Origin of the sequence: Paenibacillus cucumis (ex Kampfer et al. 2016), from assembly GCF_019748695.1 — a bacterium.
GTDB classification, from domain to species: Bacteria; Bacillota; Bacilli; order Paenibacillales; family Paenibacillaceae; genus Paenibacillus; species Paenibacillus polysaccharolyticus.
The window spans coordinates 34,253-49,467 of the sequence record NZ_JACLIC010000044.1 but is presented as its reverse complement, the minus strand read 5'-3'; the positions used below and the strand labels follow the sequence as shown (position 1 = coordinate 49,467).

The window sequence follows — 15,215 nt, the reverse complement described above, 5'->3', positions numbered from 1 at the left end:
CGTAATTATTACTATTAATGTCGAAATATGCAACGGAGAACTTCAATTCGAATCCAAAGAACAGGAGCCGCCGCCGCGATGAAACAAGAGATTGATTTTATCAAATGTAGTCCGACACAGAACATGACCCTTCTGGTGAGAACGGATCACGCATCCGAACATTACAGTGATATCGCTTCCAGCCTGATGTCTTATGATCATGTTCACGCTGAACAAGTCGGGTTCATCAAGCAGACACGAAGACCAGAAGCCGTTGCCCGCCTGGAGATGGCAGGAGGAGAGTTTTGTGGCAATGCTTGTATGGCGCTGGCAGCCCATATTGCAGCAGAAGCAGGGCTGGAGAAGCAAGCGTCCATGAATATCAAGCTGGATGTTTCAGGCACAGAGCGCTTGATCAGCTGTCAGGTGAAGCGGCGAGAGCATCGGTATGATTGCCGGGTTACGATGCCTGTTCCCGATCAGATCGAGCGGCGGAAGATTACGTTCGAAGGTATGGAGCTGGAGACGGTCATTGTCCGGTATGCCGAATTCATTCACATCGTGATTGAAGTGCAACACGTTGATGACCTGATGAAGCGAAAGGCAGAACACCTTGCACGGTTACTTGGACTCACGATGGGAGACAAAATGATCGGTGTGTTGTTATATCACCCTGCTACGCAAGAGATGGCGCCCCTCATTTATGTCCCGCAGCTGGATAGTCTGATCTGGGAGAGAGGGTGCGGATCAGGTACGGCCTCTGTAGGCGCTTATCAGGCCTGGCTTAGACAGAGCGAAGTCACCCAGTCGGTCAAGCAACCTGGAGGTGCAATTAAGGTGACCGCTCAGTGGGGGAGCCAAGGGGTGAAGGCCATAACGATTGAGGGAACTGTTGGCATTGTTGCCTATGGCACGGCTTTTATTGATACCTTACAGGAGCAGAGCAGGAGCGTTGTAGAGGTCTGAGCAGGTACCTGAGACTGAGATGTATGATGGTTGACCATGACAAGGTGAGGAGGAGAGGTAATGATCACGTTGATCAACTTGGAAACGAGGCTACGTGTTTTTGCCGAACAATTTGGCAAGCTTGCGGTTAGATATGATCAGACGCTTGAGCACAGCGCGGAACTGGAAGCGGTGATTAACGGGTATTCACGGTTTGTGACCGACCCTGATCACAAGATCGCTTGGGGGATGTTGAGGCAAGCAGAACTGGAGGAGCTTGATCCGTTAGTTCAAGCGCTAAGACAAAAGTCCGCTCAGTGTGTCGCGATTATGGAGAAATATCGGGCATTGAAGCTGCAGGATGGAGAAGTGCAGATTGCGGATTATTTTAAAAATATCGAAGAGTGCATCGACAAAGAGTTTGGCAGCTTTCAGGTGACACCTGAATCCAAAGTGCTGCTGGTGGGTTCCGGTTCGTTTCCGATGACCCCTTTACTGATCGCTAAACGTACCGGAGCGGAGGTCGTTGGCATTGATATTGACGCAGAGGCGATTACGCTGGGGAGAAAAGTTATAGAGAAGCTCGGTGCTGGCTTGAACATTCGTTTAGAGCAGCAACTGCTGGAGGATCTGGCGTATACCCGACAGGCGACACATGTTATTTTCAGCTCCACGGTGGCTAACAAGTATGACTTGCTCGATCAATTATATGCATTGACCAATGACCAAGTCGTTGTAGCTATGCGGTATGGCAATGAGTTGAAATCACTGTTTAACTATCCCATGAGAGAGACGGATGGAAGCAAATGGAGGCTCGCAGACAACATTTTGCGCCCGCATGATGTGTTCGATATCGCGTTGTACCAGAAGGAATTCAAGTGAAGGCTGATCGTTATTTAGCAGTCGGATTGATATTTGTTTCCATTCTTGTAATTGATGTAGCCTAGAGTTCGGTTCGCATAATTTTCACATGTGCATATAAGTAAAGTTTGCATTTGTTTACAGGGAGGTATATATGAGCGGCGTTGAAAGAGTTCTGTTATGCGGCACGGGTCCTGTGTCCATTCAGCTTGCGGTAACCTTGAAAATACATCTAGGCTGTCACGTGGGTATGGCGGGTAGGGAATCGGTGCGGTCAGCATCGTTCTTTGCATCACTGGAACAGAGCAAGCAACACATTCAGGTGACGATTCAAAATGAGAAGCATCGACCCTTGGCAGGGGAATGTACGGTGGATCAGGTGTTTAAGGGATACAACACCCTTGAAGGGGAGTGGGATACGCTGATATTGGCAGTCACCACCGATGCTTATATCGATGTACTCCAAGAAATCAATGATGAATTCGTTAAACAACTGAAATTCGTTATTATGGTTTCCCCAACCTTCGGTTCCAGTCTTCTGGTGAGCCAGTATTTGCTTGAGCGGAATGTATCCCCGGAAATTATCAGCTTCTCCACCTATCTGGGCGATACCCGCTGGGTGCATGAACAACCGTCCAATGAAGTGATCACCACGGGAGTCAAAAGGAAGGTTTACATCGGCTCCACGGTTCCCTCTTCAACCTATGTACAGCAATTAAGCGAGTTATTTGAGCGGTTGCATATTTCACTCGCCGTCATGTCTTCCCCACTGGAAGCCGAAACAAGAAATATTTCGCTGTACGTTCATCCACCGCTTTTTATGAATGATTTTTCGCTAGAAGTGATTTTTGGTGAGCAACGGGTTCAAAAGTATGTTTACAAGCTTTATCCCGAAGGGCCGATTACACCCGCGCTCATTCGCAGTATGCGGTCACAGTGGCAGGAGATCCGGCAGATTACAGACAGACTTCATATTCAGGGAGTAAACCTGCTGCAGTTTATGACGGATGACAATTATCCGGTTCGATTAGAGAGTTTATCACGTCAGGATATCGAGCAGTTTGATCAATTCGAGGCCATCCATCAGGAGTTTTTATTATACATACGGTACGCCTCATTATTGATTGATCCGTTCTCGGAGCCGGATGCTGCTGGTACATATTTTGACTTCTCCGCAGTTCCGTTCCGCCGAATATTTATAAACCGCGAGGGTGAACTCGACGTTCCGAGAATGCCCAAGGAAGACTATTACCGCATCAAAATGATTCAGGGCATCGCGAGACATGTGAATGTCGCCTGTCCAACGATAGATCATTTCATTGCCACATATGAAGCAAAGCTTCAGGAAGTGACGCGTACACATCCAGATCAGCGCCTGTCGACCGCGTTCGTGATCCAGTCGTTTGGGCAGGATGTTCGCATGATCTGTAACGGACTTACGGGCGGTAAGGTCTAGTTATATCTGAAGAAGCAGAGTTAAAAGTTTTCTGAAAGAAAGCCGTATTGCGAGATGGTACTGCAATCGAAGTGGCATGGAGTAACAAGCAATGATCTGCTTGAATCTTATTTGTTTATCAGGGGGAACTATGGTGAGAAAAAGGCGTACTTTTACACGCATTATAACAATGGTCGCTGTCATTGCGATGATATCGGGCTGTGCTCAGCGTGCCACAAAGGAAAATACCGAAGCCGCATCATCAGTCGGTAGGATCAATAATGAAATTATCTATGCTTCCGCGAAAGATATTAACGATATGAACCCGCATCTGTACACAGGCTCGATGCCTGCGCAAGGCATGGTGTACGAATCTCTGGTCGAGAACACGGCTGAGGGAATCAAACCATTGCTCGCTGAATCATGGGACATCTCCAAGGATGGCAAAACGTACACCTTTCATCTGCGCAAAGGGGTGAAGTTCCATGACGGCGAGCCATTTAACGCCGAAGCGGTCAGACAGAATATCGAAGCGGTTCAGGCCAATGCCGAGAAACATGCCTGGATCAAGCTCTCCACGAAGCTGAAGGATGTCAAAGTGAAGGATGAATACACCGTGGAGTTGGATCTTTCCGATGCCTATTATCCGACGCTCGTAGAGTTGTCCATGACCAGGCCGTATGTCTTCATCTCACCAAAGGATTTCAAAAATGGTGGAACCAAGGACGGGGTGAACGGTTTCCATGGGACTGGGCCGTACAAGTTGACAGGGCACAAGGTCGAAGAAAATGCCACCTTTGAAGCCAATACGGAATACTGGGGCGGTGTACCTGCCATTCAGAAAATTACGGCCAAAGTGCTTCCCGCAGGAGAAACGACCTATCTCGCACTACAAAAAGGGGAGATCAACTTTGTCTTCACGGATGACCGCGGGGCAGACAGTATTGATGTAGAAGCGATGGATCAGCTCGCTGCATCCGGCGAGTATCAGGTGGTGCGAAGTGATGCGATGAACACGGCGATGATTGTGGCGAATAGCAGCAAGCAGAACAGCCCGGTTCATGAAAAAGCGGTGCGGGAAGCGTTATGGATCGGTATCGATCGGGAGACGATCAGCAAGGATATTTTTAATGGCACACAGACGGTAGCAAGTACGTTGTTTTCATCGAATGTGAACTACGCCAATGTCGATCTAAAGGTTCGAACGTATGATCCGGAAGCAGCTAAACGTCTGCTGGATCAGGCAGGCTGGACTTTGGCAGAGGGCAAGACGGTGCGTACAAAGAACGGCAAACCTTTAGCGATGAAGCTGTATTACGACAGCAATTCATCCTCACAGAAAATGCAGGCGGAGTTCATCCAATATGCGATGAAAGAGATCGGTATGGAGCTTGATCTGACAGGTGAGGAGTCCTCTTCCATTGCGAACCGAAGAGCGACCGGGGAATATGACCTGTTGTTCAACCAGACCTGGGGACTAGCGTATGACCCGCAGAGCACCATCACCGCGTTTACATCGGATTCGGCGTACAAACATACAACAAGTGGCATTGCCGAAGCGCATGAACTGTATCGGAAAATCGATCAGGTGATGAGCTCGACCGACGATGACTCAACAACCGCATTTCAACATGGAGAATCGAGAAAAGCACTTTATGCGGATATTTTAAACATAGTACATGATGAAGCGGTGTTCATCCCGCTTACGAACGGGCGTGTCACCATTGTTGCTCCGAAACGTCTGCAAGGCATTACCTTTAAACAGACACAGTATGAATTGCCGTTTGAAAAGATGAAATTCGAGTAGAGGGGGAGGGATATGGGAAGTTATATTGCCAAACGACTGCTGCTGACCATCCCTTTGCTGGTCGTCATTTCGTTGATTACTTTTCTGTTGATCAATCTCTCTCCACTCGACCCGGCAGTCGTTGTCCTACAGGCTCAGGATGTACCGCAGATCACCGATGAACTGATCGCTCAAACGAATGAAGCGCTGGGTTTTAACCAGCCTTTCTTCGTTCGTTATATGGACTGGATGGCGGCCGTTGTACAGTTTGACTTCGGATATTCTTACGTTTCCGGTGAGTCGGTGTGGTCTTTAATCGGGCCGGCTTTACTGAATACGTTAAAGCTTACGCTGGTGTCATCCGTCTTCATCATCCTGTTATCCATATTACTTGGCGTACTATGTGCTTTGAAAGAAGGGAAGTTGCTTGATCAATCGGTCAGAGGCGTCTCCTTTTTCCTGACAGCGATGCCGTCTTATTGGCTTGCGGCCATCCTGATCTGGTACTTTTCGGTGAAACTAGACCTGCTGCCGACCAGCGGCATGGATTCTTATCGTAGTTACATTCTGCCTGTGCTGGTGATCACGGTCAGTTATACGGGCATTTATTTTCGGGCGGTACGCAGTGCGATGCTGAGCAACATGAATGAGGATTATGTGTTATATGCGCGCGCGAGCGGCCTTAGCGAGCGGAAGGTCATGCTGCACATCCTGCGTAACTCCCTGCAAGTCGCGGTGTCCATCTTCTGCATGGCTATTCCGATTGTACTGGGCAGTACCGTTGTTATTGAAAATGTATTTGCGTGGCCGGGGCTTGGCCGGCTAAGTGTAAAGTCGATTCTGAGCCGGGATTTTCCGATCATTCAGGCCTATGTGCTTATTTTGGCGGTAACGTTTGTGGTATTTAACATGCTTTCGGACATGATCAATGCCGCGCTTAATCCTCGTTTAAGAAAGGAAATCTGATGCGACTATTCAAAAATCTGAGCCGTGACAAACTCGCCGTGACCTCTCTTGCCGTTATTGTCGTGACCCTTATTCTGGGAATCTGTGCACCTATCGTTGCACCTCATGACCCTGGAGCCGTCAACATGAAACTACGCTATGCCTCACCCTCCTGGCCTTATCTGTTAGGCAATGATCACCTTGGTCGATGCGTCTTATCCAGACTGATCTACGGTATCCGTCCGAGTGTGTTATGGGTGCTGGCGGCACTCGGTTTCTCGGTACTGGTCGGTGCGGCGGCAGGATTTACCGCAGGGTATTTCAAAGGGAAAGTGGATGCGTGGTTGATGCGAATCTGTGACATTATGCTATCTTTTCCCGGGTATGTGATGACGCTGGCGGTGGTTGGTATTTTGGGGGCGGGACTGGAAAATATTCTGATCGCCTTTGTCTGCATGAAATGGGCCTGGTTTGCGCGTGTCATTCGTACTTCCGTGATGCAGTTCTCGGACATGGATTATGTGAAATTCGCCAAAGCTTCCGGCATACCCAGTTGCACGATTATTACACGTCACATCATTCCGGTAACCTTTGCCGATATCGCGGTAATCTCCAGTGGTGCAATGTGTTCCATGATGCTTCAGGTATCGGGGCTATCTTTCCTTGGTCTGGGCATTCAGGCACCCCATGCAGAGTGGGGCATGATGCTGAATGAGGCGAGAGAAGTCATGTTTTCCAGACCTGAATTGATGCTTGCACCGGGGCTTGCGATCGTTGTTGTGGTATCGGCTTTTAACTTTTTATCGGACTCACTGCAGGTGGCGTTAGACCCTAAATTAATGAACTCTCCTGACAAGCGGGATAAATCTCGTGAAAGAGAGGTGAGAAAGGCGGCTTATGAATATAGTCGAGGTTGAGCATCTGAAAGTGTGGGATAACCATACCAATCAGGCCATTGTTCATGACAGTTCATTTACGGTGCGGCAGGGGAGCTGCATGGCGATTGTTGGGGAGAGTGGTAGCGGCAAATCCGTCACATGCAGAGCGCTGATGCGGCTGAATAAGCCCAATATGCGCCAATCGGGAAAGATGCTGTTTCAGGGTACAGATCTGAATCAGCTCTCCGAAAAGGAGATGCGGCGTCGACGAGGCAAGCAGCTGTGTATGATTTTGCAGCAGGGCATGAGTGCATTTGATCCTTCCTGTATGATCAGTGTACATATCCGGGAGACGTTGCAGACGCATTACCATTGGAATACCCGTGAGCTAGAGCGGAGAATGCGGCTCGCAATGGAAAGTGTCATGCTCCGAAATCCGATGGACATTCTGAACAAATATCCCCATCAGCTGTCTGGCGGCATGTTGCAACGAATTATGATTGCACTCGCACTTGTGCTCGAACCGGATCTGATTATTGCGGATGAGCCAACCACGGCGCTGGATACGATCTCCCAGTACGAAGTGCTGGAGCAACTGATTCAGCTACGTGAACGTATGGGATGCTCCATGATCTTTATCTCCCATGATCTCGGCGTTGTACAGAAGATTGCAGATGATGTGATGGTTATGAAAGACGGCAAAATTGTCGAGCAGGGTAACATGCAGTGTGTTTTGCAGGAGCCTACCCATGCCTATACCCGTTATCTCGTATCAACTCGGCTGGAACTGAGCAATCATTTCAAAGCATTGATGCAGGAGGGATCATAGATGCTCACGGTAGAGCAGGTTGAGAAATCATATGTCCAAGGCGGACTATTCTCGAAGCATCGACAGCAGGTGTTGAAAAAGGTGACTTTGGAATGCCGTCATGGTGAATGCCTCGGCATTATTGGCGAGAGTGGCAGCGGCAAATCTACACTGGGTCGGTTGATGCTGGGACTGGAAAGCCCGGATCGCGGGGCCATCCGGCTGGAGGGAAAAGATGTGAAAGACCGGCGCGTGCGGATGGGCCGCATCAGCGCGGTTTTTCAAAACTATACCTCATCCATCAATCCGTTCCTTACGGTGCAGGATGCGATTATGGAGCCGATGAAGGCACTCCAAAAGTCAGCACAAGGACAACAGGTTCATGCAAAAGTGGATATGCTGCTTACCCAAGTTGGACTGGACTCATCGTACCGGCTCAAGTATCCACATGAGCTGTCCGGCGGGGAAGCACAACGAGTCTGCATCGCGAGAGCAGTGTCGACAGAGCCGCAGTACCTTGTACTGGACGAAGCCGTCAGCTCGCTGGATGTGTCGGTCCAGATTCAGGTTTTGCAGTTGCTGAAATCATTGAAAAGCCTGTACAAGATGAGTTATGTCTTCATTACGCACGACATTCAGGCGGCAGCCTATATCTGCGACAGGTTTGTTTTTTTCAGAGAAGGCCAGATTGAAGAAACGGTTTCGGTTGATCAGTTAAAACATGTGCAGTCCGACTATGCTCAACAATTGTTGAGCCATCTCATTTCATTGTAGCGTGGAGAAGTGGGGGAGCCACGTATGTAGCCCATGAAACGATCTTGAGTTAAAGAACAATGAAGTGTTCCTAGTGGAAACGGTTAGAATCACCTACGTGTGTAAGTTGGGAGAGCATTATAAGTAAGGGGGAACAGTTGTTGTGAGTGGGGCAATGTCATGGCCTTTTTTGCGTTTGTACATTTTGGTGCTGCTCTACTTCAGTGCCAACGCCATTCTGAATGTGATTATTCCATTGCAGGGGGCATTCCTCGGTGCGAGTAGTACGACGATCGGGCTGATTATGGGTGCGTATATGTTTACAACGATGTTTTTCAGACCGTGGGCAGGCAAAATTATTCAAAAGCACGGGCCGATCAAAATCCTGCGGATCATTCTGATTATCAATGGGTTTGCGCTGATTCTCTACACGTTGACAGGACTTGGCGGTTATCTGATTGCCCGTATTTTGCAAGGGGTATCGACGGCCTTTTTTTCCATGGCGCTACAGATTGGCATCATTGATGCACTACCGGAGAAAGACCGTTCTCAGGGCATTTCCTATTATTCGTTGTTCAGTTACATTCCGGGCATTGTTGGCCCGGTGCTGGCTTTAGCCATTTGGCAGACCGGAGGCATGGATTATTTTACAGTAGTGCTGATCGGGATCGCGGTCTGTACGGGGATCTTCGGCTATACCGCCAAGATGGAAAAAGATAAGGAGGGGACGCAGTCCGCTGCAGATGCATCCGGGCAGAACGTGAGTATGTGGGAGTCCTTCGGACAGCTGGTGAAAAATCCATTATTGTTCCGCTGCAGTGTGCTGATGCTGAGTGCATCGGTGGTATTTGGCGCGGTCACTACATTTATTCCGCTGTATGCGAGTCAGATCTCTGGCGGCAATGCTGGCGTATACTTGATGTTGCAGGCGGGTACAGTGGTGCTGGCTCGAATCGCACTCCGCAAACGCATTCCTTCGGACGGGAAGTGGCATTCACCGTTTATGATGACCACGATGCTGTTGCTGGCAGTTGCGGCACAGTGTGTGAGTTTTTCCGTTACGGGAGGCATGGTCTTCTTTTATTTGGGTGCAGTTCTGATGGGGATTGCTCAAGCGATTTTGTATCCAACACTCACGACCTATCTGTCCTTTGTTTTGCCTCAGCTGAACCGCAATGTACTCATGGGTTTATTTATTGCGACGGCTGATTTGGGCATTTCGCTCGGAGGTGTGATCATGGGACCGATTGCTGATCTGTCGTCCTATTCATTTATGTATACGATCTGTGCTATTCTAGGAGCGGTAATGATCGTTTTTGCCTATGAACGGCGTAAAGCGGCTACCGGAACCTCATGAGCTGACGGCCAGAGAACGTGGGTACGTGTTAGAGAAAGCAGGTATGATCTATTGAAAGATTCTAGAACAACAACATCCAGTGGAAAATTAAACCCGGTATCGTTTTCCTTTATCGGGTTTTACATACTGGCTTTTTTATTTTTTGCGGCGAATGCAGCGTTGACGATTATTTTACCTTTGCGTAGTGAAGCGGCCGGGTTAAATCAGGCTGAGATTGGTCTGATGATGGGCAGTTACATGTTCACCTGTATGCTGCTCCGACCATTTGCGGCACAGATGCTGGGCAAATATGGACCACTACGGGTCATGCGATGGCTGCTGATGTTACATGCCGGGACGTTGCTACTGTTTATCGTGTCCGGGGTGGACACGTATCTGTGGCTGCGAGCACTTCAAGGTGTAGCAACGGCATTTTTCTCGATGACGATGCAGGCGGGTATTGTGGAAAGGCTGGAAGATAAGGATCGTGCGCAAGGGCTGGCGATGTACACCTTGTTTACGATGGTGCCTTCGCTAGTCATCCCGATTCTGGCCGTGCAAATCTGGCAAAACGCCAGTGAGCTGGCGTTCACGCTGTTGATGATTGGACTGGCGGCACTCCCCTTGTTACTCGGATACAAGGTGGATTTACCACAGAGTACGGTGCAGAACAAAACGTATACGCTGGGGGATATGCTTCGCTCGTTCAGTGGCATCTGGCGCAGTACACCCCTGCTCGTCAGCAGTGTGGTGATGCTGTTTGCATCCTGTGTATTTGGTGCGACAGCGACCTTTCTTCCGCTATATATGGTATTGACTGGTATGGCGAGCGCGGGTATCTTTTTGACGATTCAGGGTCTCGTGGTGATCCTGTGCCGATTCATTTTGCGCAAAAAAATACCGTCAGACGGCAGCTGGAATACGTGGCTTATGGCAGGTCTGATGTTATCTGCGGCACTGGGGACACAGCTGCTTAGCCTGATGGATATGCTGGGGCCATTTGTGTATATATCTGCGGTGTTTAGCGGTTTTGCCCTAGCTTTATTGTATCCAACGCTGACCACGTATTTGTCCTTTGTATTGCCTGCGGATTCGAGGTATGTGCTTATGGGCATATTTATGTCCTCGTATGATCTCGGTTTTTCACTGGGCGGGCTGGCGATGGGCGTTGTGGTACAGATCAGCTCTTATTCCGTGATGTTTACCGTTTGTACGTTACTCTCTGTTGCTGCATTGATTGTCGTGGTGTTTTTCAGACAGCGGATGGAAGCCGGGAATAAGGTTATTTCTACATCAGTGAATTGAGTTGGAAGGCTGAAGGAAAGGCAGAGGTACGATGTAGATTTAGGTGCAGAGCTATAAATGAGACGGTACGGTTAAAGCTTATGGTTCTTCTGCGAAGCGCATCATGAATGCGAATGTGCAGGAGAGTTATAAGCTTTTTTTAATTATTTTTTACACGAGATACGAAAAAAGATTTGACAACGGCGTCAGGCAGGATTATAGTCATTGTTGTTAATCGTAATTATTACTATTAAATTCAGGGATCCACCGATCAAGGTGAACTGTACCTATAAGGAGTAGATCTATATGACACAAAAGCAAATACCGGTGACCGTTCTCAGCGGTTACCTTGGGTCAGGCAAAACGACGGTTCTGAATCATGTGTTGCACAATCGGCAAGGGCTGAAAGTTGCTGTGATCGTGAACGACATGAGTGAGGTCAACATTGATGCGGCGATGGTGAAAGGGGAGGCTACACTCTCTCGTACCGAAGAGAAACTGGTGGAAATGTCTAACGGCTGCATTTGCTGCACTCTCCGTGATGATCTAATGCAGGAGATCGAGAAGCTCGTAAACGAAGGCAAGTATGACTACATCCTGATCGAGTCGACAGGCATCAGCGAACCTGTTCCGGTGGCACAGACATTTACATATGCCGATGAAGAGACAGGCATCGATCTGACACGACTGGCGAAGCTAGATTGTCTCGTGACTGTCGTTGATGCTAACCGTTTCTGGCATGACTATGCTTCGGGACAAAGCTTGCTGGATCGGAATCAGGCAACCGGGGAAGACGATACCCGTGATGTAGTGGATTTGCTCATTGATCAGATCGAAACCTGTGATGTGTTGCTGCTGAACAAGTGTGATCTCGTGGAAGAAACGGAACTTCACAAACTGGAGGGTATTATCCGCAAGTTGCAGCCGAGTGCCAAAATCATTCGTACGGTGAACGGACAGGCGAATCCGGTAGAGATTCTGAATACGGGACGGTTTGATTTTGAGAAAGTGAGCATGTCGGCTGGCTGGATTCAGGAGTTGGAAAAAGAGTCCCACACGCCTGAGACCGAAGAATACGGTATCGGATCATTTGTGTACCGCCGCAGGAAGCCGTTCCATCCTTCCCGTCTCGCTGAATTCATGAGCTACTGGCCGGAAGAGGTTGTACGTGCCAAAGGGCTGGTATGGCTTGCCGCTGAAGGAGATGTGGCTGCCAGTCTGAGTCAGGCGGGGCCATCCATTCAGTTTGGGCCTGCCGGACATTGGGTTGCCGCGCTGCCGGAAGCGGACAAGCAAGAGATTTTGCGGACAGAGCCGGATGTGGTTGCAAAATGGGATGCCGAGTGGGGCGATCGCCAAACGGAACTGGTCATGATCGGCATTGATATGGAGCGTTCTATCATTGAAGATGAACTGGATCAATGTCTGCTCAGCGATGAAGAGATGCTGGCGGATTGGGGACATTTTGAAAATCCGTTACCGTGGCCTGTAGAGACTATGTGAATTAATCAAATATTATACAAGACTTAAGAGGATAAGGAGCTGTAAAAGATGGCTAAAAAATCAAAGGTTGTGCGTGAGAAACAACGTCAGGCAATCGTAGCGAAGTATGCGGATCTACGCCGGGAACTGAAGGAAAAAGGTGATTATGAGGCGCTGCAAAAGTTGCCCCGTAACGCATCACCAACGCGATTAAAAAGTCGTTGCGAGATCACTGGTCGTCCGCGTGGATATCTGCGCAAATTCAAAGTTTCCCGGATCAAATTCCGTGAACTGGCTCATCAAGGTCAGATTCCGGGTGTTACCAAGTCCAGCTGGTAAGCATGATAAGCGGAGTACTCGATAAGGAGGTCTCTCCCATGTTGGATATGTTTACGCAGCGGCGTATTGTATCCTTGATGAACGGTTATGTCCATGAGAAAGTACCGGCAGAGCTACGGACGATGGTGAAGTTAACCTATGAAATGAAGGATAATGAGTTGATTCTCAATGAAGAACGTCCTGCTGGACAACGACATCAGTGGGAGCGAATGCCGATCGCTCGCTTTTACTGGGAGGGAAACCGGTGGAAGGTGTACGCTAGCGATGATCAGCACAGCTGGAGTCCGGCGGACATTGTTGTGCCATGTTTCGATTTCGAGGATGCGTTGGAGCAAGTGGAACGTGATGAATCCGGGATGTTTTGGCGCGAACGTGATTAAACAAATAATGATGCGCTTGGTAATAGAACTGAAATAACTGAACTAACTAAAATAACTGGAGAAGCTCGCATTGGCTATACGGGGATCGAAATCGTGAACAACGATTGGGGTCCTTTTTTTGTTTTATCGTGGAAGACTGCACATACGGAGATGTAACACCATAATGTTAGACACTGGAACAGGCTGATAGAAAGAAGAGAAGTGAGAGAGTAGGTGGAACAGCTGGTGGTGCGAATAAGTGGAGTATGTAAATGAAATTGCTGCAGTGGGCCTGGCTCGTGCCCCTGAAATTTTCTAGTCCAAAATTCTAACGATCCCCAGAAACGCTATTCATCTCAAAAAAGCGGGTTTGAAATTCTAACGATCCGTAGAAGCGTTATTTTGCTAGAATTAGCGATTTTGGTGGGGAAATCGGTGATTTTCAGCCGAATAAGCTCTGTGGTGATCATTAGAATTTTCAAACTGCGAAATGTGGCTAAATAAGCTCTGTGGTGATCGTTAGCGTTAGGAAGTGCAGGTGGAGTAGCAGTCATTTGTTGAAGAGAAGACATTGAACGTACTAGAGTACACGGGTTTCCTGCCACCGTAGACCGTACAACCATGCTACTATCTACACACTGCCATCCTTCCCCCTCTATCCCCGTTCACAACTCCTCCTTCATTCGTACACACTCCAAGCTACTCACCTCTCCCACAGCTATGCCTCGAATAACACTTCGCCCGTACGCGATACGTCATATCCTTCAAATGCTCGCAGTTCTTGTCTGAACTCTGGAGATCGGAGGATGTGCAGAACGGATTCAATCCAGGCCTCGTTCCCCTGTTTTCTCAGCATGACCAAGTCGTAGCGCTCCTGCACGAGAGGAATGAAATCGACTTGCCCGACAAGGCGAGCGGCCTTCTCTATGCCGACACCTACATCGGCTTCGCCGGAGCTGACTTTGGCTGCGACGCCCATATGACTTGTTTCCTCCACATCATATCCGAGTAGTCCGGCAGCAGAAATCCCGTGTAGCCGTAACTGCTCGTCCAGCAGCACTCTGGCGCCAGAACCTTTTTCCCGATTCGCGAGGCGCAGGTTAGATTGGTTTAGATCGGTCCAGTCGTTCAATTGACGGGGATTACCGCGTGGAACATATAGACCGGCAGGGCGAGACAACAGATTGACTACGACATACGACCAGCCTGTTAAAATTTTGCGGATATAGGGAAGATTATACTCCCCCGTGTCTCCGTCCAGCAGATGAGTGCTGACCAGGTCGGACTCCCCCCGATACATCGAGATTAGCCCATCCAGACTACCCATGAAGGAGCGAAGAGGACGAATGTCTCGGGATTGCTTCTCCATATGACGCATCAGAATATCCAGACTGACGTCCTGACCCGTAATCACCAGATGTCGGGCCGAACCCGCAATGTTCTGACCGTACCCGGTTAGACCGCTTGCGAATGAAGTTGAAGCCGTTTGAGAAGGGGACGCTATCCTATGATTAGATGTCATCACATGCTGAGACTCGCTTTGATCCGTGACTGTGGATAAGCCAGCAACTGGGCTATGCTTCTGGACAGCCTCGGTCGATAGTTGCTCGGTTGTTGTCGTTCCAGGCAATACATTTGGCCTCGCCTGTGCCGGGGACTGGAGTTGCTTAGAACGGCGTTTGTAAGCATCCAGATCGGCAGCATCGATGCGCATCTGTTTGCCCACTCGGTAGGCGACAAGGTCTCCCTTTTTGATCAAATCATAGACAGTTAGTTTGGATATTTTAAGCAGCTTGGCTATTTCTTCGGTTGTGTAGGATTGCTCCTCCGTCATTAGTGAAGAACCTCCCTCTATATTATAAAGGCGTTAAAATTTTATATTGAAACCCTATATGTGTAGTCCACTCATAATCCAATTCTTATTTCCATCGATACAATGGCGTTTCTTGTACTATACCATTATTTGAAGACACGCATAAACCTTAGAACGCACAATAAAAAGCTGACATATTGTCTCGGATGTAG

Annotated in this window: 14 protein-coding genes; 13 read left to right on the top strand and 1 reads right to left on the bottom strand. The window is 48.8% G+C overall.

Going from position 1 to position 15,215, the window contains the following annotated elements; genetic code table 11:
* The first annotated feature begins 78 nt into the window (after window positions 1–78).
* From H7T88_RS24335 to H7T88_RS24275, 13 genes are all read left to right on the top strand, one after another.
* On the top strand, window positions 79–945 hold the full coding sequence (locus H7T88_RS24335) for a histidine racemase CntK family protein (protein WP_221790807.1): 867 nt from the start codon (window positions 79–81) through the stop codon (window positions 943–945).
* Between the two features lie 60 nt (window positions 946–1,005).
* On the top strand, window positions 1,006–1,806 hold the full coding sequence (locus H7T88_RS24330; protein WP_221790805.1) for a methyltransferase domain-containing protein: 801 nt from the start codon (window positions 1,006–1,008) through the stop codon (window positions 1,804–1,806).
* A 133-nt stretch (window positions 1,807–1,939) separates the two neighbouring features.
* A complete protein-coding gene (locus H7T88_RS24325; protein WP_221790803.1) occupies window positions 1,940–3,241 on the top strand; it encodes an opine metallophore biosynthesis dehydrogenase in 1,302 nt (433 codons plus the stop codon).
* Between the two features lie 130 nt (window positions 3,242–3,371).
* Window positions 3,372–5,027 (top strand): staphylopine-dependent metal ABC transporter substrate-binding lipoprotein, encoded by a 1,656-nt coding sequence (gene cntA, locus H7T88_RS24320; protein ID WP_221790801.1) that lies wholly within the window; start codon window positions 3,372–3,374, stop codon window positions 5,025–5,027.
* Window positions 5,028–5,039: 12 nt separating this feature from the next.
* Window positions 5,040–5,972, top strand: coding sequence for a nickel/cobalt ABC transporter permease (gene opp1B, locus H7T88_RS24315; RefSeq protein ID WP_221790799.1), 933 nt, complete (start codon window positions 5,040–5,042; stop codon window positions 5,970–5,972).
* Complete coding sequence (gene cntC, locus H7T88_RS24310; protein ID WP_221790797.1) at window positions 5,972–6,868, top strand: staphylopine uptake ABC transporter permease subunit CntC; 897 nt, start codon at window positions 5,972–5,974, stop codon at window positions 6,866–6,868. The genes opp1B and cntC overlap by 1 nt, the downstream gene beginning before the upstream one ends.
* Window positions 6,849–7,658, top strand: a complete 810-nt coding sequence (gene cntD / locus H7T88_RS24305) for a staphylopine uptake ABC transporter ATP-binding protein CntD (protein ID WP_221790796.1) — start codon at window positions 6,849–6,851, stop codon at window positions 7,656–7,658. The genes cntC and cntD overlap by 20 nt, the downstream gene beginning before the upstream one ends.
* A complete protein-coding gene (locus H7T88_RS24300; RefSeq protein ID WP_221790793.1) occupies window positions 7,659–8,411 on the top strand; it encodes an ABC transporter ATP-binding protein in 753 nt (250 codons plus the stop codon).
* Between the two features lie 142 nt (window positions 8,412–8,553).
* Window positions 8,554–9,747: a staphylopine family metallophore export MFS transporter CntE gene (gene cntE, locus H7T88_RS24295; protein WP_221790791.1), complete on the top strand. Its 1,194-nt coding sequence runs from the start codon at window positions 8,554–8,556 to the stop codon at window positions 9,745–9,747.
* A 51-nt stretch (window positions 9,748–9,798) separates the two neighbouring features.
* Window positions 9,799–11,031 carry a staphylopine family metallophore export MFS transporter CntE gene (cntE, locus tag H7T88_RS24290; protein WP_221790789.1) on the top strand — a complete coding sequence of 411 codons (1,233 nt, stop codon included), beginning with the start codon at window positions 9,799–9,801 and terminating at the stop codon, window positions 11,029–11,031.
* Between the two features lie 285 nt (window positions 11,032–11,316).
* On the top strand, window positions 11,317–12,513 hold the full coding sequence (locus H7T88_RS24285) for a GTP-binding protein (protein ID WP_154891019.1): 1,197 nt from the start codon (window positions 11,317–11,319) through the stop codon (window positions 12,511–12,513).
* A gap of 48 nt (window positions 12,514–12,561) precedes the next feature.
* Window positions 12,562–12,831 carry a 30S ribosomal protein S14 gene (gene rpsN, locus H7T88_RS24280; protein WP_090919307.1) on the top strand — a complete coding sequence of 90 codons (270 nt, stop codon included), beginning with the start codon at window positions 12,562–12,564 and terminating at the stop codon, window positions 12,829–12,831.
* A 38-nt stretch (window positions 12,832–12,869) separates the two neighbouring features.
* On the top strand, window positions 12,870–13,211 hold the full coding sequence (locus H7T88_RS24275; RefSeq protein ID WP_186809760.1) for a DUF3024 domain-containing protein: 342 nt from the start codon (window positions 12,870–12,872) through the stop codon (window positions 13,209–13,211).
* A 697-nt stretch (window positions 13,212–13,908) separates the two neighbouring features.
* Here H7T88_RS24275 and H7T88_RS24270 read toward each other — a convergent pair.
* The gene (locus H7T88_RS24270; protein WP_221790787.1) at window positions 13,909–15,024 is read right to left on the bottom strand and encodes a helix-turn-helix transcriptional regulator; all 1,116 of its coding nucleotides are present in this window, start codon (window positions 15,022–15,024) and stop codon (window positions 13,909–13,911) included.
* Between the last annotated feature and the right edge of the window lie 191 nt (window positions 15,025–15,215).

Excerpts from the sequence above, each read along its gene's own strand:
- opp1B (WP_221790799.1), top strand. The coding sequence starts at position 5,040 with ATGGGAAGTTATATTGCCAAACGACTGCTGCTGACCATCCCTTTGCTG.
- H7T88_RS24270 (WP_221790787.1), bottom strand. The coding sequence starts at position 15,024 with ATGACGGAGGAGCAATCCTACACAACCGAAGAAATAGCCAAGCTGCTT.
- H7T88_RS24285 (WP_154891019.1), top strand. The coding sequence starts at position 11,317 with ATGACACAAAAGCAAATACCGGTGACCGTTCTCAGCGGTTACCTTGGG.
- cntA (WP_221790801.1), top strand. The coding sequence starts at position 3,372 with ATGGTGAGAAAAAGGCGTACTTTTACACGCATTATAACAATGGTCGCT.
- H7T88_RS24325 (WP_221790803.1), top strand. The coding sequence starts at position 1,940 with ATGAGCGGCGTTGAAAGAGTTCTGTTATGCGGCACGGGTCCTGTGTCC.
- H7T88_RS24300 (WP_221790793.1), top strand. The coding sequence starts at position 7,659 with ATGCTCACGGTAGAGCAGGTTGAGAAATCATATGTCCAAGGCGGACTA.
- H7T88_RS24335 (WP_221790807.1), top strand. The coding sequence starts at position 79 with ATGAAACAAGAGATTGATTTTATCAAATGTAGTCCGACACAGAACATG.
- cntC (WP_221790797.1), top strand. The coding sequence starts at position 5,972 with ATGCGACTATTCAAAAATCTGAGCCGTGACAAACTCGCCGTGACCTCT.
- H7T88_RS24330 (WP_221790805.1), top strand. The coding sequence starts at position 1,006 with ATGATCACGTTGATCAACTTGGAAACGAGGCTACGTGTTTTTGCCGAA.
- cntD (WP_221790796.1), top strand. The coding sequence starts at position 6,849 with ATGAATATAGTCGAGGTTGAGCATCTGAAAGTGTGGGATAACCATACC.
- rpsN (WP_090919307.1), top strand. The coding sequence starts at position 12,562 with ATGGCTAAAAAATCAAAGGTTGTGCGTGAGAAACAACGTCAGGCAATC.
- H7T88_RS24275 (WP_186809760.1), top strand. The coding sequence starts at position 12,870 with ATGTTGGATATGTTTACGCAGCGGCGTATTGTATCCTTGATGAACGGT.